We start from the raw sequence: 26,159 nt of genomic DNA, 5'->3' as shown, positions 1-26,159 counted from the left end.
CGCAGGCGTATTAAAAAATCAAAAACGTAAAAGGGGTGGAGGATATGAGACGATCTGAACTGGGTGTGTGCTTTACGACTGCGATTGCCAGCGTTTTTCTTTGCACGGTCTCTGCTTTGGCGCAGAACGCACAGGTCTCGGATGGCGTCGTCCGTGTCGGCGTGATCGAGGATATGTCGGGCGTCTATGCCGACATTACCGGCAAGGGTGCCGTGACTGCGGCGCAGATGGCGGTGGAGGATTTCGGCGGCAAGGTCCTCGGCATGCCGATCGAAGTCGTATTCGCAGATCACCAGAACAAGCCCGATATTGCCGCCACGGCCGCGCGCAAATGGTTCGATACCGACAAGGTCGATGCCATTCTCGACGTTGCGTCGTCGTCGCCTGCTTTGGCCGTCCTTGAAATCGCCAAGGAGAAGAAGAAGATCATCACGCTGAGCTCGCCGGGATCGACCCGGATCACGAACGAGGTGTGTGGACCCTATGTGGTTCATTGGGCCTATGACACATTCGCGATCGCGAACAGCACTGGCAAGGCGCTTGTCAGCCAGGGTTTCGATACCTGGTATTTCGTGACGGCGGACTATGCGTTCGGTCAAGGCCTCGAGAAGGACACAGGCGACGTCGTCAAGGCTTCGGGCGGCAAGGTCGCCGGTGCGACGAAACACCCGGTCGGGACCGCGGACTTCGCCTCCGTCCTACTGCAGGCACAGTCGTCCAAGGCCAAGGTTGTGGCTCTCGCCAATGCCGGCGGCGACACCATTAATTCGATCAAGCAGGCGGCAGAGTTCGGTTTGACAGCAGGCGGCCAGAAGCTCTCGGCACTGGCCGGATTTATCAACGACGTTCACGGTCTCGGGCTGAAGGAGGCCCAGGGGCTGACGATCACCGAGGCGTCGTATTGGGACATGAACGACGAGACGCGGAAGTGGTCGAAGCGCTTCTACGGGAAGGTGAACGCCATGCCGAACATGCTTCAGACCGGCACATATTCATCGGTACTGCATTATCTGAAAGCCGTGCAGGCCGCCGGCACCGACAGCACCGAAGAGGTGATGAAGAAGATGCGTGAACTGCCCGTCGATGACGTGTTCTACAAGAACGGCAAGATCCGCGAAGATGGTCGTATGGTCCACGACATGTATCTGTTTGAGGTGAAGAAGCCGAATGAATCCAAGGCACCATGGGATTATTACAAACTGCTCGCCACGGTACCCGCCGATCAGGCGTTTCAGCCGTTGGCGCAGTCGCGCTGCCCGCTGGTGAAGAAGTAGGATAAACGCAAAAAGGCCCGCCAGAATGGCGGGCCTTTTCAGTTTTATCTCTAGGGTGCGATACGCTTACACGTCCACATTCGCGCTGAGCGAATTGTCCTGGATGAATTCGCGGCGCGGTTCGACCACATCGCCCATCAGTTTGGTGAAGATGTCGTCGGCCTCATCGACTTCCTTGACCCGGACTTGCAGCAGCGAACGCTCATTGGTGTCGAGCGTGGTTTCCCAGAGCTGGCCGGGGTTCATCTCGCCCAGACCTTTGTAGCGCTGCAGGGCCACGCCCTTGCGGCCGGCGTCGGTGACGGCCTCGAACAGCGAGACGGGGCCGTGAATCGGGAATTCGATGTCCTTGCGGCGCAGGACACCGGATTTCGGATAGGCCTCCTGCAGGCTGCCGGCATATTCGTCGAGCTTGCGCGCATCGGCGGAGCCGAGCAGGGCGTCATCGATGAAGGAGACGTCCTTCACACCGCGAATCGTGCGTTCAAAAAAGAAGCCCTGGCCTTCGCGGAATTCACCAATCCAGCCGCGCTCGACTTCGTCGGCCAGCGCATCCAGCCGCTTGGCGATGTAGTCGGCGGCGGCATTGGCGGTGGCGAGATCAGCGGTGACCCTCGGATTGAGCACGCCAGCGATTGCAGCTTGCTCGACGACCTTGCGATTATAGCGCGAGTGCAGGTTGTTCAGCGTCGAGCGGATGACGCGGGCGTCTTCCACCAGCGCCAGCAGATCTCGGCCCGTGCGATCCTCGCCCGAGGCGAGCTTGAAGATGCAATCGTCGAGACCCGTCTCGATCAGGTAGTCTTCCAGCGCCCGTTCGTCCTTGAGGTACTGCTCGGACTTGCCGCGCGTCACTTTGTAGAGCGGCGGCTGCGCGATGTAGAGATAGCCGCCTTCGATCAGCGTCGGCATCTGGCGGAAGAAGAACGTCAGCAGCAGGGTGCGGATATGCGCGCCATCGACGTCGGCGTCCGTCATCAGGATGATCTTGTGATAACGCAGTTTCGACAGGTCGAAGTCGTCGCGGCCGATGCCGGTGCCGAGCGCCGTGATCAGCGTGCCGATCTGTTCGGAACCGAGCATCTTGTCGAAGCGCGCGCGCTCGACATTGAGGATCTTGCCGCGCAGCGGCAGCACGGCCTGGAATTCGCGGTTGCGGCCCTGTTTCGCGGAGCCGCCTGCCGAGTCACCCTCGACGATGAACAGTTCGGACTTGGCGGGATCGCGCTCCTGGCAGTCGGCGAGCTTGCCGGGCAGGGAGGCGATATCCAGCGCGCCCTTGCGCCGGGTCAGTTCGCGGGCCTTGCGGGCGGCTTCGCGGGCGGCGCCGGCCTCGATCACCTTGCTGACGATGATCTTGGCTTCGGTCGGATGTTCCTCGAACCACGAGGCGAGGGCTTCGTTGAGAACGTTCTCGACCACTGGACGCACTTCCGAGGACACCAGCTTGTCCTTGGTCTGCGATGAAAATTTCGGATCGGGCACTTTCACCGACAGCACGGCAGTGAGACCTTCGCGGCAATCGTCGCCGGTCAGGGCGATCTTTTCCTTCTTGGCGACAACTTCGGCATAGCCGTTGACCTGACGCGTCAGCGCGCCACGGAAACCGGCCAGATGGGTGCCGCCGTCGCGCTGCGGGATGTTGTTGGTAAAACACAGCACGTTCTCGTGGTAGCTGTCGTTCCACCACATCGCGACTTCGACACTGATGCCGCTCTGTTCGGCGCGCATTACGATCGGCGTCGGCACCATCGCCTTCTTGTTGCGGTCGAGATATTTGACGAATTCCTCGACGCCGCCCTCATACATCATGTTCTCGGTCTTCTCGACCGGATGACGCAGATCCGACAATCTGATGTTGACGCCGGAATTCAGGAAGGCGAGCTCGCGCAGACGATGTTCGAGTGTCGCGAAATCGTATTCGAGTGTCGTGAAGGTTTCCGCCGAGGCATAGAACGTCACTTCGGTGCCGCGCCTGCCATTGGCATCGCCGACCACCGAGAGTGGTGCCACAGCGTCGCCATGGGCGAATTCGATGCGGTGCTCTTGGTCGTTGCGCCAGACGCGCAGGATCAGCTTGCTCGACAGCGCGTTGACGACGGAGACGCCGACGCCGTGCAGACCGCCGGACACCTTGTAGGAATTCTGGTCGAATTTTCCGCCGGCATGGAGCTGGGTCATGATGACCTCGGCTGCCGAAATGCCTTCGCCCTTGTGAATGTCCACGGGAATGCCGCGACCGTCGTCGCGCACCGTCACCGAGCCATCGGCGTTCAGAATAACTTCGACGGCGCTGGCGTGACCCGCAAGCGCTTCGTCGATCGCGTTATCGACGACTTCATAGACCATGTGATGCAGGCCGGAACCGTCGTCCGTGTCGCCTATATACATGCCCGGGCGCTTGCGGACGGCGTCGAGTCCCTTCAGGACCCGGATCGATTCCGCACCGTATTCGATGGGAATGGCATGCTCAGTGTCGGCGATGGGTTGCCGGGCTGGTTCAGTCATGTAAGGGCCTTCGAAGGTGTGCCGAATCAGCGCGGAAAACGGCGTCTGAATCGCTCTATTTGTGCCACGAAAGGCGCATTGCGCCTAGCGCAAAGTAACGCGCAGCAAGCTATTGAATAAATAGGTTTTTTTGGCGTCATTTCAAGCCGATTTGAGGCCGTTTTCGTAGCCTGATTTCGCGCCTGTTCCGGGCGTCGAAATGCCCGGCTTGCGTGCATCCGAGAGGCTATTTTTCGGCCAATCCCGCAGCCGGTTTGGCGGGGGTCCCCTTCAGGCCGCGCCGGGCGATCAAATGCGCGGCCAGCACGACCGGCTCCAGCAACACCATCCCGAACAGAATGCCAAACAGGCGGTCATAGCCGGGCTCCAGGGCGGCATTGGCGTAGTTGTCAGGCACCAGCACCACGAGGAAGGCCAAAGTGAATTGCAGGCCCGCATAACTCATGGAGGGCGGGCCATTTTCGATGTGACGGCCGATCATGACGCCGAGCGCGAGTCCGATGGTCATCACGACGGGCGAATGTTGGCTGACCAGCAGGATTGCGCTGGCCAGCAGACCGCCCGCGAGACAGCCGACCAGCCGGTTCATCATGCGCGAGGAAACCGGGCTAAGCATGCCCTCCGCCAGCGAGGCGGCGGGCACCAGCATGACCGCGAAGATTGTGATGCTGGATTGGCTGAGCGACGGGATGCCGAGCCACTGCCAGGCCCACGGGATCAGTGCCAATGCAATGCCGCCGACCAGAGCGTGACGCGCTGCCGTGGCGTGCCATTGTCGCGTCGGCTGGTCGACCGGCTTGGCACGCAGATTGTTGTCCGGATTCGGTAGCGCGCGCCGCACTGTCCAGGTCGAGATCGCACTGACGATGACGCAGGCGGTGGTACCGGCCAGCACTTCGAGCACGCGCGTCGAGGCAAATCGCAGGATCGGCTCGCGCGCATGCTCCATGCCTTCGATCAGCACCATCAGGAAAGTGAGGCCGGTGAACAGCCAAGCGTAGGCGCGGCGGCCGACGATGGCGAAATAAAGGGTGATGCTGCCACCGATCAGAAGACCGAGACTCAGCAGCACCGGCTGGCGCAGCAGCAAAGGCGCAGCGGCAAGCGCGAGTCCTGCGCCAGCAAGCGTCCCAATCACGCGGAGGATGCCGCGCGTAAAACTTTCGGCGACATGCGAGCGCATTACCATGTATCCGGAGAACGCGGCCCAGCCGACATTCTCCGCGCCGATGGCGTGCGACAAGACGATCGCCAGCAGCACCGAACAGATGCATTCGGCCTCATCGATCATGCGCGGTCCGGGAATCGGAAGCGAACGCATTTCGGTTCCGAACGCGCGTGCGATCCGCGACAGATGAATGGCCAAAAATACCAGCATGGCCAGATATTTATGCTGTCGAACGTGGTCTACAACAGACGATTTCTCATGGCCCAATGCAGTGGCGGACGCGCGCGCTGGCGCGCTTGCACGTTTTGTCCTTAGTAGAGCTGCAGCGGGAGGATATCCCGACCGTCAGGGCCAACCATCAGGCCCCAGCTGTCGTTGGCCGCCACTTTGATCGTACTGTCATGCGCGGGCTTGCCCGCGGCCTTGATCGTGACCTTGTAGGCGCCGGGCGGCAGTTCCATCGTCGGCCCGTTCGGGTTTTGCGGTCCGCCCACGCCGGGCGCGACCTTGATCGTCTTGTTATTGACGCTGACCGACACTTCCGCGTCACCCATATTGCCGAACAGCAGCCGAACCTTGCCCAGTGCAGGCAGGATACCCGCCTTCGTCGCTTCTGCGGGATGGCGCACCACCAGACTGACCGTGGTCTCGTCGTTGCGGCGTTCCAGCTTCAGCATGGCCGGCCCATCGGGGGCCTTGAAGGCGAGCGTGGCGCTGTCCGGCTTGATGACAGCGCTCTTCGTGTCTTCCTGCCACTGTCGCTGCGTGAGTTCGCGTCGGTAGAACGCCAGAACCGAGTCCAGTCCCGCAGGCACAGATGCACTCAACTCATGTCTGAACGGCGCGCCGCCTGGCAGCCCTGAAGTACCCAGCGATCGCAACGTCCGCTGCTTCGGCGTGGGATAATCGGTGTCGCCATCGGACTCGAGAACCTGTTCGGCGCTCTCGGCGTTGCCCGTGGTGGTGGTGTTGGCAACGGCCGCGACTGGCACGCCCTTCAGGCCCGAGCCTGTCGCCGTGACATTGACCTTCGGGCCCATCTGCATCGCCGTCATTGAGATGCTCTGCTTGGTCTTGCTGAAATTCAACACCACCATATTGGGATTGTTGATGACTGACGGCGTGCTCTTCCAGCCGAGCGCCTTCATTCCGCTGCGGTAAAAATCCGCCAGCGCGCTGACGCTTGATGAGCTGGTGAATGCGAGCCTGCCATCGGCGCCGTCGAAGTCGATCTCGCTGGCGGTGTCGGGGACGGGAATCGGTGTGCTCGAACCGTCCATCGCGCGCAACGCAGTTTCCGGCCCACGCGCGGCTTGTGCCGCTGCGCGCTTCGCGTCCGCTTCGGCAATAGCCGCTTGCCCGAACGCGAGTGCATCCTTGATAAAGCGGTCGTCTGCTTCCTTCTTGGCCTTGGCGCGCGCAGTGATCACCGATGGCAGAACCTGTACGTCGATCTGCACGGTGGTCAGATCGTATTTGCGACCGATCTGCATCGTTGCCGTCTCTTCCGGCGATGTGAATGCGAGCGAGGCGCGATCGGCGGTGACGACGGTGTCCTTGCTCTGTTCGACCCAGCCCTTCTTGCCGAGTTCGCGGCGATAGAAGGCTAGCACCGGGCCAAGTTCAGCCGGGATCAGCGCATGCGCTTCACGCTTGATGGAATCCGCGCTGCCCGTGGTTCCTGCGGATTTAGTGCGTTCCGGTCGCGGCAGGCCTGCGGATTCAGGGCCCGCTGCGAGGTCTTGCGGAAGCGCGAAGGGCGCAACGCGAATTTCGACGCTGGTCTTGTTATCGGTGCTCCGCTGCAAGGTCAGCATCACCGGCAATTGCCGCGTGTTGCCGTCACGAGAAAAATAGACGCGCACGCCATTCGCGATCGTCTCGTCGATCTTCGCATCCGGCCAACGCGCCTCGGCTGCGCCCGCGGACAGCGGCGACCAACCCAATGTAGCGAGTTCTTTCTGAAAGAAGGCGAGCGTCGCATCAACGGTTTCAGCCGTTGTGCATCCAAGATACGGCCGCCGTTCGTCATAGACGATATCGGTCGCGCGATCGGGGAAAGGCAGGTTCACTTCCAGGCGCTGCGAGCTGTAGCTGACGCCCGACCGATCGGTTCTACTGCCGTCGCTCATAAAAGAGGCCGACACACCCTGCGCACCCTTCTTGTACCAGCGACTGCGATCTGATCCCTCGAGTGGCGGCGTGTAGGCGATCCAGCCATCGGCTGCGAGTAATTTTCCGGTGTTGGCAATGGTGTCCGCGACGTTGCCTGCGCCGAAATAGCTGGCGCTGAGATTGGGGTATTTGGTGGCTTCAGGCCGGGCCATCGCGCCTTCGATATGCGGCAGCGATCTCACATCCACCAGGCCGTCTTCCGCACGGCAGGCCAGCGAGCCGCCGGCGATGGCGGTGCTGACGAGCAGGGCCAACAGGCAGTGTCTGGCCGGGAGCTGTATCCCGCGCTTGCTTGAAAATATCACTGAAAGCCTCCGGCGTTTGCTTGCGTGCATGCAAAAGCGCTGCCCACAAGGGCAGCGACATTATTTGCGCGGGGCACTTAGAGTGAGTTGTAGGAGGTGTTGCTTTGGTTCAACCGGCCGGCTGGCGCCGCGCGATATGCCCATTGGCGACATCGAAAATCCCGCCGGATGGGCCGATATCTGCGAAAGCAACAGGATCGGCGCCGGTCATCCAAACCTGGGCGCCCAATTTCGAGAGTTCGCCGAACAGCGACTTGCGCCGATCAGGGTCGAGATGGGCGACGACTTCGTCAAGTAACAGGAGCGGCGTGATACCGGTCATCTCCGCGACCAGGGTGGCGTGGGCGAGGATGAGCCCGATCAACAGGGCCTTCTGTTCGCCGGTGGAGGCATCGCGCGCCGGCATGTTTTTCGGCGCATAGATCACCTGCAGATCGGTGAGATGCGGGCCGTCGAGCGTGCGGCCGGCGGCGGCATCACGCGGTCGGCCATCGCGCAAGATCTGGCGATAGCGATCTTCGACCGCTGTGGCCGGTTCATTGACCAGCGCATTCTCCATCCAGCCATCGAGCATGATGAGTGCGGATGGAAAGGCCGAGGCTTCGCCGCGCACGCGCAGCATCTCTGCGAGCCGCATCGCGGTCTGGCCGCGCGTCGCGGCGACGGCGACCGCAAGTTCGGCGGTCTCGCGCTCGATGGCATCGAGCCAGTGGGCGTCGTTGTTCCGGTCTTCGAGCAAGCGGTTACGCGAACGCAGGCTACGCTCGAGTGCGGAGACGCGACCGGAGTGATCCTTGTCGATGGCCAGCACGAGGCGGTCGAAGAAGCGCCGGCGTTCGGAGGCGGCGCCCATGAACAACTGGTCCATGGCTGGCGTCAGCCACACCATGCGCAGGTGATCGCCGAATGCCGCGGCAGAACCGACAGGCTCCCGGTCGATACGACAGCGACGGCTGGTGGACGCACCTTCTGCCGCGGGGGCATCGATGCCGGTGCCGAGTGTGGCGAGACCAACCTCACCCTCGACTGTCGCCGAGACTGCCCAGGAACCGTCGCCTTCGTTATTCGCAACGTCTTCGAGCGTCGCGCGGCGCAGGCCGCGGCCGGGCGACAGAAACGAGATCGCTTCGATGCAATTTGTTTTGCCGGCGCCGTTCGGGCCGACGAGGGCGACCATGTCCGCCGACGTCTCCAGCGACGCCGCGCGATAGCTGCGGAAATTGGTGAGCGACAGGCGATGGATGCGGGAGGCGGTCATTGGTGAATATGGGACTCAGCTAAAGTCGTCGCGACGCGCTGCGTCAATCTCCGTTGTCATCCTCGCCTAGTGCGCCGAAGGCGCATGCGGGGCGGGGATCCATAACCACGGCCGGCATAAAACGGCAGAGTCGTGGCTACCTGGCTGCAACTAGTTCTTCGAAGGCTATGGGTCCCCGCTTTCGCGGGGACGACACCTGAAGGACTCACACCCGCATCGGCATCAGCACATAGAGGGCGCCCTTGGCGTCCTTGTCCTGTACCAGCGTCGGCGAACCGGGATCGGCGAGGCGCAGCACGGCGACTTCGCCTTCGATCTGGGCAGCGATGTCGAGCAGATAGCGCGAGTTGAAGCCGATATCGAGCGCGTCGGAGGCGTATTCGACCTCAAGCTCTTCGGTCGCACTGCCCGAGTCCGGATTGGTCACGGACAGCACCAGCTTGCCCGCGGACAGCGCGAGTTTCACGGCGCGGCCGCGTTCGCTGGAGATCGTCGAGACGCGGTCGACTGCGTTCTCGAAATCCTTCTTGTCGATCACCAGTTCCTTGTCGTTGTTCTGCGGGATCACGCGGCCATAGTCGGGGAAGGTGCCGTCGATCAGTTTCGAGGTCAGAACCACATTGCCAAGCGTGAAGCGGATCTTGCCCTGCGACAGCTCGATGGTGATCTCGGCTTCCAGATCCTCGATCAGGCGCTGCACTTCACCGACCGTCTTGCGCGGCACAATGACGCCCGGCATGCCGTCGGCGCCCTTGGGCAGCTTGAGGTCGATCTGCGCCAGACGATGACCGTCGGTGGCGACGGCACGCAGGGTCGCCGCGGTCGCGGTGCCGGCGGCGTGGAGATAGATGCCGTTGAGATAATAGCGGGTCTCTTCGGTGGAGATCGCAAACTGCGTGCGGTCGATCAGGCGCTTGACGTCGGATGCGGGCAGCGCAAACGAGTGCGTCATTTCGCCGGCGGCGAGATCCGGGAAATCGTTCTCCGGCAGCGTCTGCAGCGTGAAGCGCGAACGGCCGGCGCGGATCGCCATCACCGAGCGGTCGCCATCGGCTTCGAGCACGATCTGGGAGCCGTCCGGCAGTTTGCGGACGATGTCGTAAAACATATGCGCGGGCACGGTGGTGGAACCGGCGGTGCCCACTTCGGCGGCCAGGGTTTCCGTGACTTCAAGGTCGAGGTCGGTGGCCTTTAGCGACAGCCGGGCATTTTCGGCGCGGATCAGCACATTTCCCAGGATCGGAATCGTGTTGCGGCGCTCGACCACGCGATGCACGTGGCTCAGCGACTTCAGGAGTTGCGCGCGTTCGACGGTGACCTTCATAACAAAACCCGCCCGATTCAATCCGGTGTCGTGTGGAAATGCCTGGCGGCCCGAATGGGCGCCGCGGCGATGACACCCGCAAGCTCGATCAAGTGGATTTTGCTCAATCCCGCGGGGGACCGCAAGGTGGCGTGGATGGCCGGGAAGCGCAAGAGAGATGCGCTTCCGGCCCCCAATGTTTTGACGGTTAACACCCTCGTCCTGCCCCGGTGCACGCTTTGGCGCGTCGGGGCGGGGACGCTTTTACTCCTGTAGTTGGCGCTTCAGCGTCTCGACCTCATCCTGCAGGGCCACGTCCTTGCCGACCAGCGCCTCGATCTTGCGCACGGCATGCAGAACCGTGGTGTGATCGCGGCCACCGAAGCGGCGGCCGATTTCCGGCAGCGAGCGCAGCGTCAGGGTCTTGGCCAGATACATCGCAACCTGACGGGGGCGCACGACATTGGCGGTGCGGCGCGACGACAGGAGGTCGGACCGGCTGACATTGTATTGACGCGCGACGACACGCTGGATGTCCTCGATCTTGATGCGCTTCGGCTCCTGCGGGCGGATCAGGTCGCGCACTTCGCGCTCGGCCATTTCCAGCGTGACCGGCGTGGCGTTCAGCTTCGAATGCGCCAGCAGGCGGTTGATTGCGCCTTCGAGGTCGCGGCCGTTATGGGTGATGGTGCGGGCCAGATAGTCCAGCACCGGCTCCGGCACCTCGAACGAGGCGTGATGTGCACGTGCGGCGGCAACGCGCGATTTCAGGATGCCCAGGCGTAGCTCTTCGCCGAGCGAGCTCATTTCGACGACGAGACCGCCGGCGAGGCGCGAACGCACGCGTTCGTCGAGGCTTTCCAGATCCGACGGCGGACGATCAGCGGCGATCACCACCTGGCGGCCGGCATCGATCAGCGCATTCAGTGTGTGACAGAATTCGGCCTGCGTGGTCTTGCCCTGCAGGAACTGCATGTCGTCGATCACCAGCACGTCGATGCCGCGTAGCGCTTCCTTGAAGGCGAGCGCCGTTTGCGTCTTCAGCGCAGCGACGAAGCCGTACATGAACTTCTCGGCGGTGAGATACAGCACCTTGCGGTCGGGGCCGGAATTGCCAGCCCAGGTCACTGCCTGCAACAGATGGGTTTTGCCGAGGCCGACGCCGGCATGGATGTAAAGCGGGTTGAACATCACCGGATCGCCGCGGCGACCTTCGGCGACCTGACGCGCTGCAGCATGGGCCAGCGTGTTGGCGCGGCCGAGCACGAAGCTCGCAAAAGTCAGGCGCGGATCGAGCGGCGAGCCGCCGAGTGCTTCATGGCTTGCGGACACCGGCGCGGTGGCCGTGGCGCGGAGTTCGGGCGCGGGACGGTTGTTGAACGTCTCGGTGCGGCGCGCTTCGGTCGGCGCTGCGGCTTCCTTGTTGGCGGGCGCCACGTTGCGCATTGCGGAGCGCACGGTGAGGTCGACGCGGTGAACCTGCGGCATCTCGGCCTGCCAGGCGTTCAGCACGCGCTCGGCATAGTGGGCCTGGATCCAGCTCTTCAGGAATCGGGTGGGTACCGAAAGATGGACGCTGTCGTCCTGCACGCTTTCGAGATCCATCCGCGCGAACCAGCTGGAGTAAACGTCTTCGCCAACCGTCGACCGCAGCCGACCTTTCACACGAGACCAGTGATCCTGTTCCATATTAGCCATTGTCAGAGAACTTTTCAGATAGAGTGAGTGTCCGGCACAACGCTGCCGATGAATGTCCGCGTATGGAGACGCGGTGCGACCTCGTGTGACGCGTCGTCTTCGGGCACAGCTCCGCCAACGGCCATCCGGCCGAGGTCAGATCAGTGATGTCGAAGAGGACCTCGTCGCGAGGTCAGCGCGTACTGGAGGGTCTGTCGGGAACGTGGGCGGAGGTGTGGGTCGCCGTATCTGAACGAGACGCAGATCGCGGTCGCTGGAATGCTGTCGTGGTCGATTTGCGCATAAAGCCTCCCCCGCTCACCGCGGTCGCTCGCGGCAAGATGTCAGTTCACATGTGGTTCAAAGTCAGTCCGCAACGCTGAACATCGAAACTCGTTCAGTCGTATTCCCGTATCGTCGTCTTGCCCGCTCGCCTGCCCGCTTACTTCCGCACCGTCAGCTTTGCTGGTTGCGATTGGCCGGTGCGCATTTCTTTTCAAAGCATCCGAATGGATACCCGAGAAATTTCGACACAGAACAACCCTTCCCATATTGCTATGGGCTGCGATCCGATCAAAGCTTGGAAGGTGTCGCTAACCTGAAGACCGTCGCTGATCCTAAGGTCCGTCCTGGTTCTTAAATCGCTCTGATCTGAAGAACCGCGGGCGCCGCGAGTGATTAAAGAAATACAGCACGCCCGGTTTCTCGCAACGGAATCATTTTTCAGGTGCCCCGCAAAAGCCTCACTTGCGCAGCCCGGAACACGTCGTGATTTTTTTGACGATGCGTCAAGGTTTTGAATCAACGCGCTGAATCGTAATGTGACAGTGCCGTTGCAGATTCGATCCAGCGAAAAAAGAAATTCATAATTCATTTACGAATGAAGGGGCGGAGTCCGCGTTTTCAAACTGGTCCGCTTCGCTATGCCGATAAGTGATTAGAGCCGCGCGTTTTTTTCTGTGCGTTGAGTCAGGGTAACCCTAGACATCGGACTCGCGCTGGCGGCGTGGCGCTGTTGCTTTTTCAGAATCACGCTGACGCAAGCGATAACGCGGATTGGCACTCGGTGTGATGCGTTGTGCGTTCCGGCTGTGCCGTTGAAGAGACATGACGAGACGCGCATCGCGCAAGCGCGCGGCGGTCTTTGCGCTTCATCAGAATTTGTGACGCGATAGCGCGAACGCATTGCGGCATAAAAAAGCCCGGCGTGAAGCCGGGCTTTTTGGAAAGAATGTTGTCGTCAGATTACTGCGCGAGCTTCGCGATCTGATGGACGAGACGCGAGACCTTGCGGCTTGCGAGATTCTTGTGAACGAGGTTGCGCTGAGCAGCCTTCATCAGTTCGGGCTCGGCGAGCTTCATCGCCTTCAGCGCCGCTTCGCGGTCGCCGCTCTTGATCGCCGCCTCGACGGTGCGGACTGCACCGCGCATCTGGGTGCGGCGGGATTTGTTGACGATGGTGCGGCGGGCAATCTTGCGCGTCGCCTTCTTGGCGGAGGTCGTATTGGCCATATCTCACTATCCTTCAGCAGCGTCCCGTCTCGGGCGCCGGGCTGATTGACGTCTGCCGCTCGACTGCGGCCAACGCTGATCTGTTTCCGGGGTGTTCCTGAAAATGCTATCCCCGGAGCGGCAAAGCTCACGCGTTTCGAAACTCACGGGGCGCGCCGCTCAAAGAACAGCGGCGGCGGGATTGCGCCCACCGCCATTGGCGCTCCTTATAGAGTGCCCGATTTCCACCGTCAACGCCTTCCGGCTGCGCCTTTAGACGAAAAACAGCCGCAGAGTGGCGGTTAAGTTGCTGATGAGGTTGAATTTCTCGGGTTTGCCCGGTATTGCCGGGGGTGAGAGCGATGAGGGGATTCGGATGATCCGCGGGTTTTTCCGCCTGATAGGGCTGTTATTGCTGGCCGGTGGGTTCGTGTTCCTGGTCTATGATGGGGCGCGCTCGATTGCCGATCAGGCGCTGCGGCTGACCCGGCTCGGGGAGTTCTGGAACGACATCAACCAGGCCAGCCAGCGTTCCTTCCAGGCGATGGTCGATGCCAATGCGCCGTTCCTCAGCGGGCTTCTCAAATTGCTGCTCAACCAGCCGGCCTGGGCCGTCATGGGCGTGCTCGGCATCGTGCTGATGCTGTTGTTTCGGCCAAGCAAGCCGTTGATCGGCTATTCGCGGAATTGAACGGCGCTCGACGACGTAACACACCTGCCGTTTCCCTCGTAGATACCTATATTGCGACCTGAGATACGCCGCGCGGCAGGAGTGAATCCGGTTCTGCCTCGCAGGTGCTGTTGGCCCCCAAGATCTGCGCGTTCGTCCAGCGAGCCGGAGTCCACTTCGTTCGCGAGCGCGCCGGGAGATGACTCATGTTGTTCATGCGCAAGACCACTGCATTGCCGACCGCGGCCGAAGCGCTGCCCGGTCGCGATACGCCGATCCCCACCGCCAAGCATCACTTCGTCAATGGCAGCAACATCCAGCCGCCCTATCCGGAAGCAGTTGAGCAGGCGGTGTTCGGGCTCGGTTGCTTCTGGGGCGCTGAGCGCAAGTTCTGGGAGCTCGGCGACGGCATTTACACGACCGCGGTCGGTTACGCCGGCGGCTTCACGCCGAACCCGACCTATGAAGAGACCTGCTCGGGCCGTACCGGTCACACCGAAGCAGTGCTGGTGGTGTTCGATCCGAAGAAGATTTCTTACGAGCAGTTGCTGAAGACGTTCTGGGAGAGCCACGATCCGACCCAGGGCATGCGTCAGGGCAACGACATCGGCTCGCAATATCGTTCCGCGATCTACACCTTCAGCGATGCACAGCGCGATGCCGTCGCAGCGTCGAAGGCGGCGTATCAGAAGGCACTGTCGGCGAAGGGCCTCGGCACCATCACCACCGAGATTGCGCCGGCCGGGAAGTTCTACTTTGCCGAGGACTATCACCAGCAGTATCTGGCAAAGAATCCTGGCGGCTATTGCGGTCTCGGCGGCACCGGTGTGTCGTGCCCGATCGGGGTCGGCGTCACGGCCTGAGCTGACCACGGCTAAGTGTAGATAAACAACGTCAAAAGCCCGCTTTCGGAGCTCCCGAAGGCGGGTTTTTTGCTGCCTGATGGAAGGCCATGACAACGGAATTTTAACCATAAGAGGCCAAAACCGAGGCTGCCTCTATGAGGGATATGTCCAGTGTCGTCTGCCCGCGCGTTTCGTCTGCCCATGATTGTCGCGGTTGCCGCGCTGGCTTTGTCCGGCTGCATGCGGAGACCGGGTCCTGTTGCAGTGGTTGCGCCGGCTGCCGATCTCGACACGCTCGCTTACGGTCGCCCGGGTTACGGGCCGGCAGCAGTGCCGGTTGCTTATGCTCCCCCGGTCTCGACCTATGATGCGCAGTACAAGCTCGATGCCGGCGACAAGCTGCGCGTCGTGGTTTACGGTCAGGAAGGTCTCACCAATTCCTACGCCATCGATGCCGGTGGCGCGATCACCATGCCGCTGATCGGCCGCGTGCCGGCGCGCGGCATGACGCCCGCTGGGCTGGCTGCGAGCATCACCGGCCGCCTGCGTAATGGCTTCATTCGCGAGCCGTCGGTGGCTGTCGAAATCGAAGCCTACCGTCCGTTCTTCATCCTCGGTGAAGTTGCCGCTCCTGGACAGTATCCCTACGTGCCCAATATGAGCGTCGAGAGCGCGATCGCCATTGCCGGTGGCTTCTCGCCACGCGCCAAGCGTGATGAAGTCACGCTGACCCATACCACCGTCGAGGGCTCGTACCGCGCCGTGGTGCCATTGGGCACGCCGATCAATCCCGGTGATACGGTGCTGGTCAGCGAGCGCTGGTTCTGATCGCACGCATCGATCGCGGTCATCACCTCACACGCGATTTTCTCCGCTTCACGGAATAGACGCGCTTTCCCGCGATGAAATTGGCTGCGATGTATCGGCGCATTGGCGTCAGGATACGCGTTGCTCTGTATCAGAATCGTCTCCCGCCCTGTAGCAATGATCAAGCGAGGTCAACTCGCTGAAATGCGCCGCCATGTCGGCACATATGGATATCAGGGGGAGAAGAGATGAAGACCAGTCCGTCGGTCAACGTGATGCGCGGCGTCACTCTGGCAGCCATCGTGGCGCTGGGAGCGGCGCTGTCTTCGCAAGCATTTGCGCAGACCGCGCAATCCTATCCCGATCGGCGCATTACTTTCGTCGTGCCCTATGCGCCCGGCGGTGCCACCGATGTCGCGGCGCGCCTACTGGCGCAGAAGCTGCAGGAGTCCTGGAAGCAGGCCGTCACCGTGGAGAACAAGCCGGGCGCCGGTGGCGTGATCGGCAACGATTTCGCTGCCAAGGCTCCGGGCGACGGCTACACGGTGCTGATCGCAATCACGCAGATCATCCAGGCGCCGAGCCTGATGTCGAAATTGCCCTACGATGCGTTCAAGGATCTCGCGCCCGTCACGCAGGTCGCGATCTCGCCGATCGTGCTCGTCGTGCCCGAAGCGCAGCCGATGAAGTCGGTGAAGGAACTGGTCGATCTTGCTAAATCCAGTCCCGGAAAATATCCGTACGGCACTTTCGGCAACGCCACCACGTCGCATCTTTATGGCGAGCTTCTGAAGAAGAACACCGGCATTGATATGACCCATGTGCCGTATCGTGGCGCGGCGCCGCTCTTGAACGATCTGCTCGGCAATCAGGTCACGGCGGCCTTCCTCGACTTCACCACGGCCGGTCCGCAGCTCGAAGCCGGCAAGATCCGTCCGCTCGCAGTGGGCGGCGAGAAACGCAAGCCCAAGCTGCCGAACGTGCAGACCATGGCCGAACTCGGCTATCCCGGTTTCGAGGCTGAAGGCTGGGTCGGCGTCTTCGTGCCAGCAGCGACGCCGAAGGACATTGTGAGTAAGCTGTCGGCCGAGCTCGGTCGCATCATCAATTCGCCGGAGGGGACCGCCGGCCTGCAGGCGGTCAATCTCGTTCCGGTCGGTGATAGCCCCGAGTCCTTCGAGAAGAGCCTGCGTCGCGACTTTGAGCGCTGGGCAACGGTGGCAAAGACAGCGGGCGTGAAGGGCGAGTGACGTTCCAATCTCTCCCGACTGGCAGGGAAAGATCGAGGCTGCTCCCTCTCAGTCGTCATACCCGGGCTTGACCCGGGTATCCAGCTTTGCCCAAGCGCCTGTTGGTGCCGCAAAGGTGGATTGCGGGGTCAAGCCCGGCAATGACGTGGAGAGGGTGGCGGCTTACTTCAGATGCTTCGCGAGGAACGCGAGGCTCCGTTCTCTCGCAACATCCGCGCTGGCCTTGTTGTAGCTGGCGCGCTGATCGCAATTAAAGCCGTGTTCGGCCCCGTCATAGACGAAGATCTCCACATCCGGCCGCTTGGCGCGGATGGTCTCGACGTCCGACAGCGGAATGCCGTGATCCTTTTCACCGAAATGCAGCTGCGTCGGTACGGTCGGCTTGTCGTCGGCAAAGCGCACCACGGCGCCGCCGTAATAGCCAATGGCGGCGCTGAGGCCGGTCAGCTTCGTGGCTGCGGCGAAAGCAACACTGCCGCCAAGGCAGAAGCCGATGATGCCGACATTGCCGACATCCCCAACGGAATCGATCGCGGCCTGGGTATCGCGCAGCATCGCGGGCCAATCCGGATTAGCAACGAACTTGCGCGCGATGGCGATTTCCTCGGGCGAATAACCGGACTGGAAGTTGGGTTCGGTGCGATCGAAGATCGACGGCGCCACCGCCACATAGCCTTGCACAGCGAAGCGATCGCAGACCGTGCGGATGTGGTCGTTTACGCCGAAGATCTCCTGGATCACCACCACGGCGCCCTTGGGCTTGCCCTCAGGCTGGGTGCGGTAGGCGCCGAGTTTGAAGCCGTCAGATGCAGTCAGCGTGATGTCTTGTCCCACGAGGTATTCCATATCGTTGTTAAGGGGTGAGGTCTGTTTGGCGCGGACGATAGCACGGGTCTACTCACAAAGCGGCTACTGCCACATCCAATGCCGGCCCCAGTCGCCCTTCCAGCCGGTCAGGCGTCCCTTGCGAAACTGGAGATAGAGGCGGTCGCGGCGGTCGAAGAAGCCGCTGCCGCCGAAGGTGCGGATCGCCAGATAGATCTCATCGCCCGGTCGGCCGCTGACATAGGTTAGCGGGGTGCCCAAGATACGGGCGGCGTCGTCCGCCGCCATCCCAAAAGCCAGCGGGGTGGCGTTCGAAAGGGTTGCCGTGAATGGCAGATCGGGCCTCGTCCCGGCGGGCTGCCCGTGGGCTGGAACCGTGACGGCGAGGGCGGTCGCGACGCCGAGGATGAACCTGATGGTCTTCATGGCGCGATTGTTTTCCGGATCGGATTCTGGCGCAAGGCGGCATTGCTTAAAGTTTTCGCGAAAGCCCTAACCGACTGATAGTGCTATCCGCCGGAATGAAACCTTCCGGGGGGCGATCAGGAAGCATTAACAATACCCATTAAGCTTCAAGAACCCTGTTCCAAGGTATGTATGTCCTGCTTGCGGCCCGTTCGCCGCAATAGATCGAGGGCATATGACCGCTTCAGTCAACCAATCGCCGGCGCGCCGCCGACTGCTTCTGGCATCGGACCGCAGCGATCACAGCAGCGAACTCGTCGATATCCTGCAGAAGGTCGGCGAAGTCGATGTTGTCCCAACGTCAGCCATTCCGGAGACACCGCCCAGCGAGCTGTCGGGTATCGTGGTCGATATCAATCTGCGCTCGGCAGAGGCCGTGCAGCGCGTGCGCAACAAGCTGCGCCACAAATCCTATGAAGCGATACCGCGCCTGTTCGTGCTGGCCGACTCGCTGCATCACGGATCCATGCAGGCCTGGGCGCTCGGCGCCACCGATACGATCGCGCGGCCGTTCGATGCACGTGGCATCATGCAGCGTATTCGCGCGGCATTTCCAAACCCGCATGACGAGGACTTCTCCGCCCGCGGCAAGGCGCTGAATCGCGGCGTCGAGGCGGCGCATGCGGTCATGGTCAAGATCTTCGAGAAATTGCCGGCGGGCGTGCCGCTCACCTTCAACGACGTGATGCAGGCAGAGAACCAGATTCTGAAGGCCATCAAGCGTACATCGCTGCGCGAATGGCTGGCCGCAGTCGGCCGTCATCACAATCACAGCTATCGTCACTGCCTGTTCGTGACGGGGTTCGCGGTGGCCTTTGCGCAGCATCTCGGCATGCGCGACGAAGATCAGCGCCGTCTCACGCGCGCAGCTCTCGTGCACGACGTGGGCAAGGCGTTTATCCCGGTGTCGATTCTGGACAAGCCGGGCAAGCTCACCGAGGACGAGACGCTCGAGATGCGCAAACATCCGCGTCTCGGCTTCGAAGCGCTGGTGGCGCAGGGCAGCTTTCCGCGCGAGATGCTCGACGTGGTGCTGCATCACCACGAATTCCTAGATGGCAGTGGCTACCCCGATGCGCTGGCCGGCGACCAGATCAGCGACATCGTGCGCCTGATGACCATCGTCGACATCCATGCGGCTCTGGTGGAGCGGCGCGCCTATCGCATGGCCTTCACGCATGCCAAGGCGTTCGAGATCATGGAGCAGATGGGCGACAAGATCGACCAGCAACTGCTGCAGGTGTTCCGCCCGGTGGCGCTCGGCGCGTAAGCGCCGTTCGCCTCAGGCCAGCAGCTTGCGCAACTCGGCCTTGGCGACTTTCTCGAGAGTTGAACGTGGCATCTCGTCCACGAAATGGATTTCGCGGGGCACTTTGAAATCCGCCAGCCCGCTCTTGCAGGCCGCCATGACATTGTCATGCAGCGCGGGTGGCGCCTGCGCGACGCCGGCATGCGGGATGATGAAAACCACCGGCACTTCATCCAGCATCGGATGTTTCTTGCCGACGACGGCCGCCTCGCGAACGCCGGGCACCGTGATGACGACTTGCTCGATCTCGGACGCGGCAACGTTCTCGCCGCCAACTTTCAGCATGTCCTTCGCACGGTCACCAAACTTGATATAGCCGCGCTCGAGTAGCGTGACGCGGTCGCCAGTGATGAAGAAGCCGTTGGTGTCGAAACTGTCTGAGGTCGCAGCTTCGTTGTGCAGATACTCCTTGAACAGCGACAGGCCGGGAATGCCCTTGATCGTGAGATTGCCGGTCTCGCCCACGGCGGTCGGCGTGCCGTCGTCATTGGTGACGCGGATGCCATATTCGGTTGCGGCGCGGCCGATGGCCATCGGCGTATTGGGCTGGTCGACCTCGCCAATAATGCCGTGGGTGATGGTCTCGGTCATGCCCCACCAGCCGACGATCTTGACGCCGAATTTGGCGAAGGCCGGCGGATTGCAGAACGAGGCTCCCCACAGACGGAAGTGATGATGCTTCGGCACGTCGTGCTCGAGCAGCGCCTTCATGCAGAACGGGATCGTCGACAGCCAGGTCGCGCGATGTTCGAGCGCCACGTTCCAGAACCGGCGCGCGGAAAAACGCGGCTGAAGCACTAGGGAGGCACCGACCCACAACGTCGACAGCATCGAATAGGCCAGCGCATTGGTATGAAACAGCGGCAGATAAGTCATATGCGTATCAAACGCATGGAGGTGCTGATGCGCGGCGTTCACCTTGCCGCCCCACAGCGCATTGGCATGGGTCCACAGCACCGCTTTGGGCCGCGATGTGGTGCCAGACGTATACTGGACGCTACAATGCGCCCACGGGTCGACCGGGCGGCGCGGGCGATCGGCGCTGTCGGCGAACAGGGATTCGAACCGCTCAGCCTTGCCCACCGCATGGCCGTCGGCCGACGCGCCGGCGTTGTGCGACGTCACCGCGATCCAGCGTAGTTTGCGACAATTGGTGGCGACAGGCTCGACATAGGATGGCTGGGTGATTGCGGCGACCGCGCCGCAATGATCGGCGAAATATTCGATCTCCGCGGCTGAAGAGCGCGTATTCGTGGTGACGGCGATGGCTCCGAGTTCGACGCAAGCGAACCACGCCAGCAGCATCTCGACGCAGTTGTCGAGATGGATCAGCACATAGTCGCCCTGGACGATGCCGCGTCGGGCAAGGCCTGCGGACAGTGCGCCGACGCGATCGTGAAACTCGCCATAGGTCCATGGCCGCGCGGGCGCATCGAATGGCGACCAGATAATAAAGGGGTGATCGCGCCGCGTTTCCGCGCGCATGCGCAGCAGCCACGGCACATCCATGCCGTCGAACGGGCCGATCGAGCCGGGAATCATGGCGGGATTTGTGGCGAGCTGGTGGGGCATGTATCCTCCGTTGAAAGCCGCTCGAGGACCGCTTGCGCGGGGCGGCTTTCTTTTTTTTGTTTTTGCGGAGGATGTTGTGCCATCGGCGGCGGCGCGGCGCAAACCGCCCCGGCATGCAGGATCAGCCTATTTCGTAAGATGAAATTTCGATCAGGCTGCCATCGGGATCCCGGCAATAAACCGAGCGCAAGGTGCCGCGCGCGCCCTGTTTGGCCACCGGGCCTTCCTCGATGGCGACACCGCAAGCGCCGAGATGCGCAACCACGGCGTCGGGCGGTGATGCCGTGAGAAAACAGAGGTCGTCGCTGCCGGCCATCTCATGATCCGCCGTGAACCACTCGACCTTATCGGCGCCGATCGGCCGCAGATTGATCTTTTGCACGCCAAAACTCACCGATGTGCGCGGTAACTTTCCCGGACCGGGATCGAACACCTTCACCTCCATGCCCAGGACGCGTTGATACCAGGTGGCTGAGCGCTGGACGTCAGTGACATTCAGGACGAGATGATCGAGGGCCGTGACGGTGAGGGACATGAAATGGTCCTTGGCGTTGCCTTGACGTTTCTTTGGGCTGGTGCCGCAGTAGTGTCGCACTGGCCGATAGTTGAATTGTTTGGTAGATACGGCCGTTGTCAATTCAACACACGCTGACCGCGCGCAAAGTTGCGGCAGCCGGAGGGAATAAAATATGACGTCACGTCGTGTCGCGATCGGTCTGATTGCGCTTGGCTTTTCTGCTTTTACTGCAACCGCTCTCGTTCCCGTCAGCTCGGCGCTGGCCGTGGATTATCCGACGCGGCCGGTTCGCTTTGTCGTCGGCTATCCTGCTGGCGGTGCAACCGATATTCTGGCTCGCCTGATCGGGCAGAAGCTATCCGAGCGAACCGGCCAGCAATTCGTCGTCGAAAATAAGCCGGGCGCGGGCAACAATATCGGCACCGAATCTGTCGTGAATGCAGAACCCGACGGCTACACGATCCTGCTGGTCAATCCGGCGAACTACATCAACGCGACGCTTTATGGGAAGCTGAGCTTCAATTTCGTGCGTGATATCGCGCCTGTCGCCGCCTTCCATCGCACCGCCAATGTGATGACCGTCAACAAGGACATTACGGCGAAGACCGTCGGGGAATTCATCGCCTATGTGAAGGCCAATCCGGGCAAGGTGAACATGGCGTCGTCGGGCAACGGCACCTCGGTGCATCTGTCCGGTGAGATGTTCATGATGCTGTCAGGCGCCAAGATGCAGCATGTGCCCTATCGCGGTGCTGCGCCAGCGATCACCGACATGCTCGGCGGTCAGGTCCAGGTGATCTTCGACAATATGCCGTCAATCATCCAGCATATCCGCTCGGGCAGCCTTCGCGCGCTGGCGGTGACGACCACCGACAAATCGTCGCTGCTACCCGATGTGCCGACCGTCGCGGAAACCGTGCCGGGTTATGAGGCCAGCGCTTTGTTCGGCATGGGTGCGCCGAAGAAGACGCCACCGGAGATTATCGCCAAGCTCAACGCGGACGTTAATGCGGTGCTGGCGGATCCGGCCGTCAAGGCCAAGCTGATCGATCTCGGCGGCGAACCGCTGATCGGACCGCCAGAAGCGTTCGGCAAGATGATCGTCGCGGAGACCGAGAAGTGGGAGAAAGTGGTCAAAGCCGCGGGCCTTAAGGTCGAATGAACCCATGCGGCACTATGGTGTCTAACCCTTGTGATGACGCCAGCGTAAGCGCGTGATCACAAGACCGGGATGTACCGGAGCTTGCGGGAACGTTCATCCGCAGGCTCTGTTGCTTTCTAAGGATGTCACAGGACCGCTGCCGCGGAGGAGAAGACGTGATGCGCAATCTGATGCTGGCCGTGTTGGCTGTTGGTGGTGTTTCGGCCATGGCTTCCAGCCCTGCAGCTGCCGCCCCGACCTATCCCTATTGCATCCAATCGCAGGCTTTTGGGACCGATTGCTCCTATCCGAGCTATGAAGCGTGCCAGGCCACCGCATCGGGTCGCGGCGTCGACTGCATCGTCAATCCGCGTCTGGCGTTCAGCCCGCAGCCTTATGCCGAACCTCGCCGCAGTCGGCGTTCGATTGCCTATTAAGACCCATCTTCATGGCGGCGACAGCTATGTTTTTGGCTTCGTCGCCAGCCAGATGACGTGACGGGCGCCACCGCGTGTGCCGGTGGCACGGATTTTGATTTCCTCGGCGTTGAAGCCTGCCTTGCCGAGGAGCGCCGTGAATTTGTCATATGGAAATGACGACCAGACGGCCAGCACGCCGCCCGGACTGAGCGCGGCCTGGGCCGCGCGCAACCCTTTCAGGTCATAGAGCGCATCGTTCGATTTTCGCGTCAGGCCTTCGGGCCCGTTATCGACGTCGAGCAGGATCGCATCATACTTGCCGCGCGCGCTGCCAATGGCCTTGACCACATCGCCTTCAATAATCTCCACGCGTGGATCGCTCAGGCTGTCGCCGGACAGCTCGGCCATTGGGCCACGCGCCCAGGCGACGATCGCGGGCACCAGTTCGACCACGGTGATCTTCGCCTTCGGGCCGAGCACCTTTAGCGCAGCGCGCAATGTAAAGCCCATGCCATAGCCGCCGATCAAGAGCCGCGGCGCCTTCATGTCCTTGAGGCGAAAGCAGGTTAGCGTCGCCAGCGCTTCCTCGGAGCCGAACAGCCGACTGCTCATCAACTCGTTCTGGCCGAGCTTGATGGTGAACTCTTGCCCGCGCTGCATCAGGCGCAGCGGCACGCCGCCGCCGGGTACTTCGGTCGTATCGATCAGTTTCCAGGGTAGCACGGGTGTCTTTCATCAAGCGATTGCGCGGCGGCCCGTGGTAGCGCGAGAACCGAGCTCCACGCAACTCAGCTATCATGCAAAGGCCTTGCGGCAATTGAAGTCGCTCGTGTCGCAGCACTTCGATCGCAGCGGGATCGGATGCAGGGTTCCGGTCTCTGGAATAGCTCCAATACGTCGCTGCATCTTCGTTTAAAGGGAACTACACTGATTGAGTACTTCGCGCGGCAGCTCCGTTCGCCGTTCTTAACGGGCGGATAACTAACCGAACGGGTTGTGCCGGTGCATTGATAGAACGGAATTGCCAACGGTATCTGGTGCCTCTAAGCAGAATGAAGACCAATGCATCTTCGGGTTGCGCATCGCGCGGCAAGGCGAAGACGCTTTCGTCGGGGCCGAGTGATCTTCAACTCATCGAGAGGAATAGAATGACCAAAATTCTGCACATGATGGCGGCATGTCTCGTCGCCATGTTCATCGTCTCGACGCAGGCAAGTGCTGCGCCGATGATGGGCCAGAGCATCGCTGTCGAAGCGCACGTGATCCCGGTTGCGGGTGGTTGCGGTCCGAACGGCTGGCGCGGTCCCTATGGTGGCTGCCGCTATACACCTTATTACGGCCCACTCCCGGGCGGCTACTATCAGGAAGCTCCCGTAATGGGGAACGGCTGCCCTCCCGGTTACTGGCGCGGTCCGTGGGGCCACTGCCGCAACACGCCCTATCACGGCAATCTGCCGGGCGGCGGCTGGAAGCCATAAGGCAAACGTGACGCTGCGTCGCACGTCGCAGCGCACGATCTGACTGTCGATCAGCTGAAAGGCCAGCCGCAAGGCTGGCCTTTTTGTTGCGCGCAAACATTGAAGCGCAGCGTTGAATGTGTTGCCTTGGGCCATCTACGGATGGCCTGGAGACACCTTAATGACGATGCGTTTCACACCGGGTACGGTGACGCTGGCGGACTGGCGGTCGATCTATCGGGGGGCAGTACCAGTTCTCGATGAGAGCTGTATTCCCCGCATCAATGCCAGTGTTGCGGCAGTTGCCCGGATCGTCGCCAAGGGCGAACCCGTCTATGGCATCAATACCGGATTCGGAAAGCTTGCTCATGTCGGCATAGAAGCCGAAAGCATCACGGCCCTCCAGAAAAACATCGTGCTGTCGCATTGCGTGGGCGTCGGGGACCCGGCGCCAGCGCCGGTGGTGCGGCTGATGATGTGCCTCAAGCTTGCGAGCCTGGCGCAGGGTTTCTCCGGCGTCCGCATGGAGACAGTCCAGTTGCTTAGCGCCATGATCGCGCATGACATCACGCCCATCGTGCCCGCGCAGGGATCAGTCGGTGCCTCCGGCGATCTCGCCCCGCTCGCGCATATGGCGTCGGTCATGATTGGCGTCGGCGAGGCGCTGACGACGTCCGGGCGATTGCCGGCGACGGAGGCGCTCGCCAGTGCGGGCCTGCAGCCGATCGAGCTGCAGGCCAAGGAAGGACTGGCGCTGCTGAACGGCACGCAGTTCTCGACGGCCTATGCACTTGCGGGATTGTTCGAGGCTGAAATTCTTTTCAAGACCGCACTCGTCAGTGGTGCCTTATCCACCGACGCCGCGCGTGGCTCGGATACGCCGTTCGATCCGCGCATCCATCAACTGCGCAAGCATGAAGGGCAGATCGTATCGGCCCAGGCATTGAAGGAACTTCTCGCCGGCAGCGCGATTCGCGAGTCGCACCGCACTGGCGACGTCCGCGTTCAGGATCCTTATTGCCTCCGCTGTCAGCCGCAGGTGATGGGCGCTGCGCTGGACGTTTTGCGACAGGTGGCCACCACACTTCTCACCGAAGCGAATGGCGTTTCGGACAATCCTCTGGTCTTTGCCGAGGACGATATCGCGATCTCCGGTGGCAATTTCCATGCAGCGCCGGTTGCCTTTGCGGCGGATATGATGGCGCTTGCGATCTGTGAGATCGGATCGATCTCAGAGCGCCGGATCGCCATGCTGGTGGATCCGGTGTTATCCGGTGTGCCCGCGTTCCTGACACCGAAGCCGGGGCTTAATTCCGGCTTCATGATCGCGCAAGTGACGGCCGCGGCGCTGGTATCTGAGAACAAGCAGCGGGCTTATCCGGCCAGCGTCGATTCGATTCCGACATCGGCCAATCAGGAAGATCATGTCTCGATGGCTGCCCATGCGGCGCGCCGGCTGCTGCCGATGATCGAGAATGCAATGGCCGTCATTGCCATCGAGCTGCTGGCGGGCGCGCAAGGCTGTGATTTCCATGCGCCGCTCAAGTCCAGCGATCGTCTGGAAAGCGTTCGAGCACGGATCCGGGCAGACGTCGCCCATCTCGACGAGGATCGATATTTTCACGACGACATTCAGAAGTCGCTGCGCCTTGTGCGATCCGGTGCGATCGTCGCGGCAGCCAATCTCGATACGATCCCGGGTGTCTAGAACGCGGGAGCGCAG

22 protein-coding genes are annotated in these 26,159 nt (G+C 61.6%); 10 read left to right on the top strand and 12 right to left on the bottom strand.

Features of this window, described 5'->3' with window-relative positions:
* Positions 1-44 precede the first annotated feature (44 nt).
* The gene (locus AB8A50_RS20290; protein WP_439078727.1) at positions 45-1,274 is read left to right on the top strand and encodes an ABC transporter substrate-binding protein; all 1,230 of its coding nucleotides are present in this window, start codon (positions 45-47) and stop codon (positions 1,272-1,274) included.
* Between the two features lie 66 nt (positions 1,275-1,340).
* Here AB8A50_RS20290 and gyrB read toward each other — a convergent pair whose 3' ends face one another.
* The 7 genes from gyrB to rpsT all read right to left on the bottom strand — a co-directional run bounded on the left by gyrB (position 1,341) and on the right by rpsT (position 13,180).
* Positions 1,341-3,782: a DNA topoisomerase (ATP-hydrolyzing) subunit B gene (gene gyrB / locus AB8A50_RS20285; RefSeq protein ID WP_439078726.1), complete on the bottom strand. Its 2,442-nt coding sequence runs from the start codon at positions 3,780-3,782 to the stop codon at positions 1,341-1,343.
* 226 nt (positions 3,783-4,008) lie between these two features.
* The gene (locus tag AB8A50_RS20280) at positions 4,009-5,103 is read right to left on the bottom strand and encodes an FUSC family protein (RefSeq protein WP_439078725.1); all 1,095 of its coding nucleotides are present in this window, start codon (positions 5,101-5,103) and stop codon (positions 4,009-4,011) included.
* Positions 5,104-5,261: 158 nt separating this feature from the next.
* Positions 5,262-7,379 (bottom strand): hypothetical protein, encoded by a 2,118-nt coding sequence (locus AB8A50_RS20275; protein WP_439078724.1) that lies wholly within the window; start codon positions 7,377-7,379, stop codon positions 5,262-5,264.
* Between the two features lie 160 nt (positions 7,380-7,539).
* Positions 7,540-8,688 (bottom strand): DNA replication/repair protein RecF, encoded by a 1,149-nt coding sequence (gene recF / locus AB8A50_RS20270; RefSeq protein WP_439078723.1) that lies wholly within the window; start codon positions 8,686-8,688, stop codon positions 7,540-7,542.
* A gap of 205 nt (positions 8,689-8,893) precedes the next feature.
* Positions 8,894-10,012, bottom strand: a complete 1,119-nt coding sequence (gene dnaN, locus AB8A50_RS20265) for a DNA polymerase III subunit beta (RefSeq protein ID WP_089263411.1) — start codon at positions 10,010-10,012, stop codon at positions 8,894-8,896.
* A 243-nt stretch (positions 10,013-10,255) separates the two neighbouring features.
* Positions 10,256-11,689: a chromosomal replication initiator protein DnaA gene (gene dnaA, locus AB8A50_RS20260; protein WP_309941879.1), complete on the bottom strand. Its 1,434-nt coding sequence runs from the start codon at positions 11,687-11,689 to the stop codon at positions 10,256-10,258.
* A 1,224-nt stretch (positions 11,690-12,913) separates the two neighbouring features.
* On the bottom strand, positions 12,914-13,180 hold the full coding sequence (gene rpsT, locus AB8A50_RS20255; RefSeq protein ID WP_068729934.1) for a 30S ribosomal protein S20: 267 nt from the start codon (positions 13,178-13,180) through the stop codon (positions 12,914-12,916).
* A gap of 355 nt (positions 13,181-13,535) precedes the next feature.
* On the opposite strand from rpsT, the gene AB8A50_RS20250 reads away from it, so the two are divergent.
* From AB8A50_RS20250 to AB8A50_RS20235, 4 genes are all read left to right on the top strand, one after another.
* Positions 13,536-13,850, top strand: coding sequence for a hypothetical protein (locus AB8A50_RS20250; RefSeq protein ID WP_068729932.1), 315 nt, complete (start codon positions 13,536-13,538; stop codon positions 13,848-13,850).
* A 185-nt stretch (positions 13,851-14,035) separates the two neighbouring features.
* Positions 14,036-14,692 carry a peptide-methionine (S)-S-oxide reductase MsrA gene (msrA, locus tag AB8A50_RS20245; RefSeq protein ID WP_439078722.1) on the top strand — a complete coding sequence of 219 codons (657 nt, stop codon included), beginning with the start codon at positions 14,036-14,038 and terminating at the stop codon, positions 14,690-14,692.
* Between the two features lie 183 nt (positions 14,693-14,875).
* On the top strand, positions 14,876-15,502 hold the full coding sequence (locus AB8A50_RS20240) for a polysaccharide biosynthesis/export family protein (RefSeq protein ID WP_089263414.1): 627 nt from the start codon (positions 14,876-14,878) through the stop codon (positions 15,500-15,502).
* A 227-nt stretch (positions 15,503-15,729) separates the two neighbouring features.
* Positions 15,730-16,731 carry a Bug family tripartite tricarboxylate transporter substrate binding protein gene (locus AB8A50_RS20235; protein WP_439078721.1) on the top strand — a complete coding sequence of 334 codons (1,002 nt, stop codon included), beginning with the start codon at positions 15,730-15,732 and terminating at the stop codon, positions 16,729-16,731.
* Positions 16,732-16,893: 162 nt separating this feature from the next.
* Here the strand turns inward: AB8A50_RS20235 and AB8A50_RS20230 are convergent, their stop codons facing one another.
* Positions 16,894-17,565: a dienelactone hydrolase family protein gene (locus AB8A50_RS20230; RefSeq protein WP_439078720.1), complete on the bottom strand. Its 672-nt coding sequence runs from the start codon at positions 17,563-17,565 to the stop codon at positions 16,894-16,896.
* A gap of 75 nt (positions 17,566-17,640) precedes the next feature.
* Positions 17,641-17,982, bottom strand: a complete 342-nt coding sequence (locus AB8A50_RS20225) for a hypothetical protein (RefSeq protein ID WP_093757685.1) — start codon at positions 17,980-17,982, stop codon at positions 17,641-17,643.
* Positions 17,983-18,196: 214 nt separating this feature from the next.
* Between AB8A50_RS20225 and AB8A50_RS20220 the strand changes: the two genes are divergently transcribed.
* On the top strand, positions 18,197-19,291 hold the full coding sequence (locus AB8A50_RS20220; RefSeq protein ID WP_089263417.1) for an HD-GYP domain-containing protein: 1,095 nt from the start codon (positions 18,197-18,199) through the stop codon (positions 19,289-19,291).
* Positions 19,292-19,303: 12 nt separating this feature from the next.
* On the opposite strand, the gene AB8A50_RS20215 is transcribed toward AB8A50_RS20220, so the two are convergent.
* Both AB8A50_RS20215 and AB8A50_RS20210 read right to left on the bottom strand, forming a co-directional pair.
* Entirely contained in the window at positions 19,304-20,902 is a 1,599-nt protein-coding gene (locus tag AB8A50_RS20215; protein WP_439078719.1) for an AMP-binding protein, read from the bottom strand.
* Between the two features lie 121 nt (positions 20,903-21,023).
* Positions 21,024-21,437, bottom strand: coding sequence for a VOC family protein (locus tag AB8A50_RS20210; protein ID WP_439078718.1), 414 nt, complete (start codon positions 21,435-21,437; stop codon positions 21,024-21,026).
* 154 nt (positions 21,438-21,591) lie between these two features.
* Here AB8A50_RS20210 and AB8A50_RS20205 point away from each other — a divergent pair, with 154 nt between their 5' ends.
* Both AB8A50_RS20205 and AB8A50_RS20200 read left to right on the top strand, forming a co-directional pair.
* Positions 21,592-22,581, top strand: a complete 990-nt coding sequence (locus AB8A50_RS20205) for a Bug family tripartite tricarboxylate transporter substrate binding protein (RefSeq protein WP_093757682.1) — start codon at positions 21,592-21,594, stop codon at positions 22,579-22,581.
* 158 nt (positions 22,582-22,739) lie between these two features.
* Positions 22,740-22,997, top strand: a complete 258-nt coding sequence (locus AB8A50_RS20200; RefSeq protein ID WP_089263421.1) for a DUF3551 domain-containing protein — start codon at positions 22,740-22,742, stop codon at positions 22,995-22,997.
* A 24-nt stretch (positions 22,998-23,021) separates the two neighbouring features.
* On the opposite strand, the gene AB8A50_RS20195 is transcribed toward AB8A50_RS20200, so the two are convergent.
* On the bottom strand, positions 23,022-23,702 hold the full coding sequence (locus AB8A50_RS20195) for a spermidine synthase (protein ID WP_439078717.1): 681 nt from the start codon (positions 23,700-23,702) through the stop codon (positions 23,022-23,024).
* A 425-nt stretch (positions 23,703-24,127) separates the two neighbouring features.
* Here AB8A50_RS20195 and AB8A50_RS20190 point away from each other — a divergent pair, with 425 nt between their 5' ends.
* The gene (locus tag AB8A50_RS20190; RefSeq protein WP_231078751.1) at positions 24,128-24,457 is read left to right on the top strand and encodes a GCG_CRPN prefix-to-repeats domain-containing protein; all 330 of its coding nucleotides are present in this window, start codon (positions 24,128-24,130) and stop codon (positions 24,455-24,457) included.
* Between the two features lie 160 nt (positions 24,458-24,617).
* Positions 24,618-26,144, top strand: a complete 1,527-nt coding sequence (hutH, locus tag AB8A50_RS20185; RefSeq protein ID WP_439078716.1) for a histidine ammonia-lyase — start codon at positions 24,618-24,620, stop codon at positions 26,142-26,144.
* Positions 26,145-26,159: the final 15 nt, after the last annotated feature.

Source organism: Tardiphaga sp. 841_E9_N1_2, assembly GCF_051811065.1.
GTDB classification, from domain to species: Bacteria; Pseudomonadota; Alphaproteobacteria; order Rhizobiales; family Xanthobacteraceae; genus Tardiphaga; species Tardiphaga robiniae.
The sequence above is the reverse complement of the archived record's forward strand: the minus strand, read 5'-3'. Positions and strand labels throughout refer to the sequence as shown.

Coding starts and splice junctions, on each gene's coding strand:
- AB8A50_RS20290 (WP_439078727.1), top strand. CDS start 45: ATGAGACGATCTGAACTGGGTGTGTGCTTTACGACTGCGATTGCCAGC.
- gyrB (WP_439078726.1), bottom strand. CDS start 3,782: ATGACTGAACCAGCCCGGCAACCCATCGCCGACACTGAGCATGCCATT.
- AB8A50_RS20280 (WP_439078725.1), bottom strand. CDS start 5,103: ATGCGTTCGCTTCCGATTCCCGGACCGCGCATGATCGATGAGGCCGAA.
- recF (WP_439078723.1), bottom strand. CDS start 8,688: ATGACCGCCTCCCGCATCCATCGCCTGTCGCTCACCAATTTCCGCAGC.
- dnaN (WP_089263411.1), bottom strand. CDS start 10,012: ATGAAGGTCACCGTCGAACGCGCGCAACTCCTGAAGTCGCTGAGCCAC.
- dnaA (WP_309941879.1), bottom strand. CDS start 11,689: ATGGCTAATATGGAACAGGATCACTGGTCTCGTGTGAAAGGTCGGCTG.
- rpsT (WP_068729934.1), bottom strand. CDS start 13,180: ATGGCCAATACGACCTCCGCCAAGAAGGCGACGCGCAAGATTGCCCGC.
- AB8A50_RS20250 (WP_068729932.1), top strand. CDS start 13,536: ATGATCCGCGGGTTTTTCCGCCTGATAGGGCTGTTATTGCTGGCCGGT.
- msrA (WP_439078722.1), top strand. CDS start 14,036: ATGTTGTTCATGCGCAAGACCACTGCATTGCCGACCGCGGCCGAAGCG.
- AB8A50_RS20240 (WP_089263414.1), top strand. CDS start 14,876: ATGATTGTCGCGGTTGCCGCGCTGGCTTTGTCCGGCTGCATGCGGAGA.
- AB8A50_RS20235 (WP_439078721.1), top strand. CDS start 15,730: ATGAAGACCAGTCCGTCGGTCAACGTGATGCGCGGCGTCACTCTGGCA.
- AB8A50_RS20225 (WP_093757685.1), bottom strand. CDS start 17,982: ATGAAGACCATCAGGTTCATCCTCGGCGTCGCGACCGCCCTCGCCGTC.
- AB8A50_RS20220 (WP_089263417.1), top strand. CDS start 18,197: ATGACCGCTTCAGTCAACCAATCGCCGGCGCGCCGCCGACTGCTTCTG.
- AB8A50_RS20215 (WP_439078719.1), bottom strand. CDS start 20,902: ATGCCCCACCAGCTCGCCACAAATCCCGCCATGATTCCCGGCTCGATC.
- AB8A50_RS20210 (WP_439078718.1), bottom strand. CDS start 21,437: ATGTCCCTCACCGTCACGGCCCTCGATCATCTCGTCCTGAATGTCACT.
- AB8A50_RS20205 (WP_093757682.1), top strand. CDS start 21,592: ATGACGTCACGTCGTGTCGCGATCGGTCTGATTGCGCTTGGCTTTTCT.
- AB8A50_RS20200 (WP_089263421.1), top strand. CDS start 22,740: ATGCGCAATCTGATGCTGGCCGTGTTGGCTGTTGGTGGTGTTTCGGCC.
- AB8A50_RS20190 (WP_231078751.1), top strand. CDS start 24,128: ATGACCAAAATTCTGCACATGATGGCGGCATGTCTCGTCGCCATGTTC.
- hutH (WP_439078716.1), top strand. CDS start 24,618: ATGACGATGCGTTTCACACCGGGTACGGTGACGCTGGCGGACTGGCGG.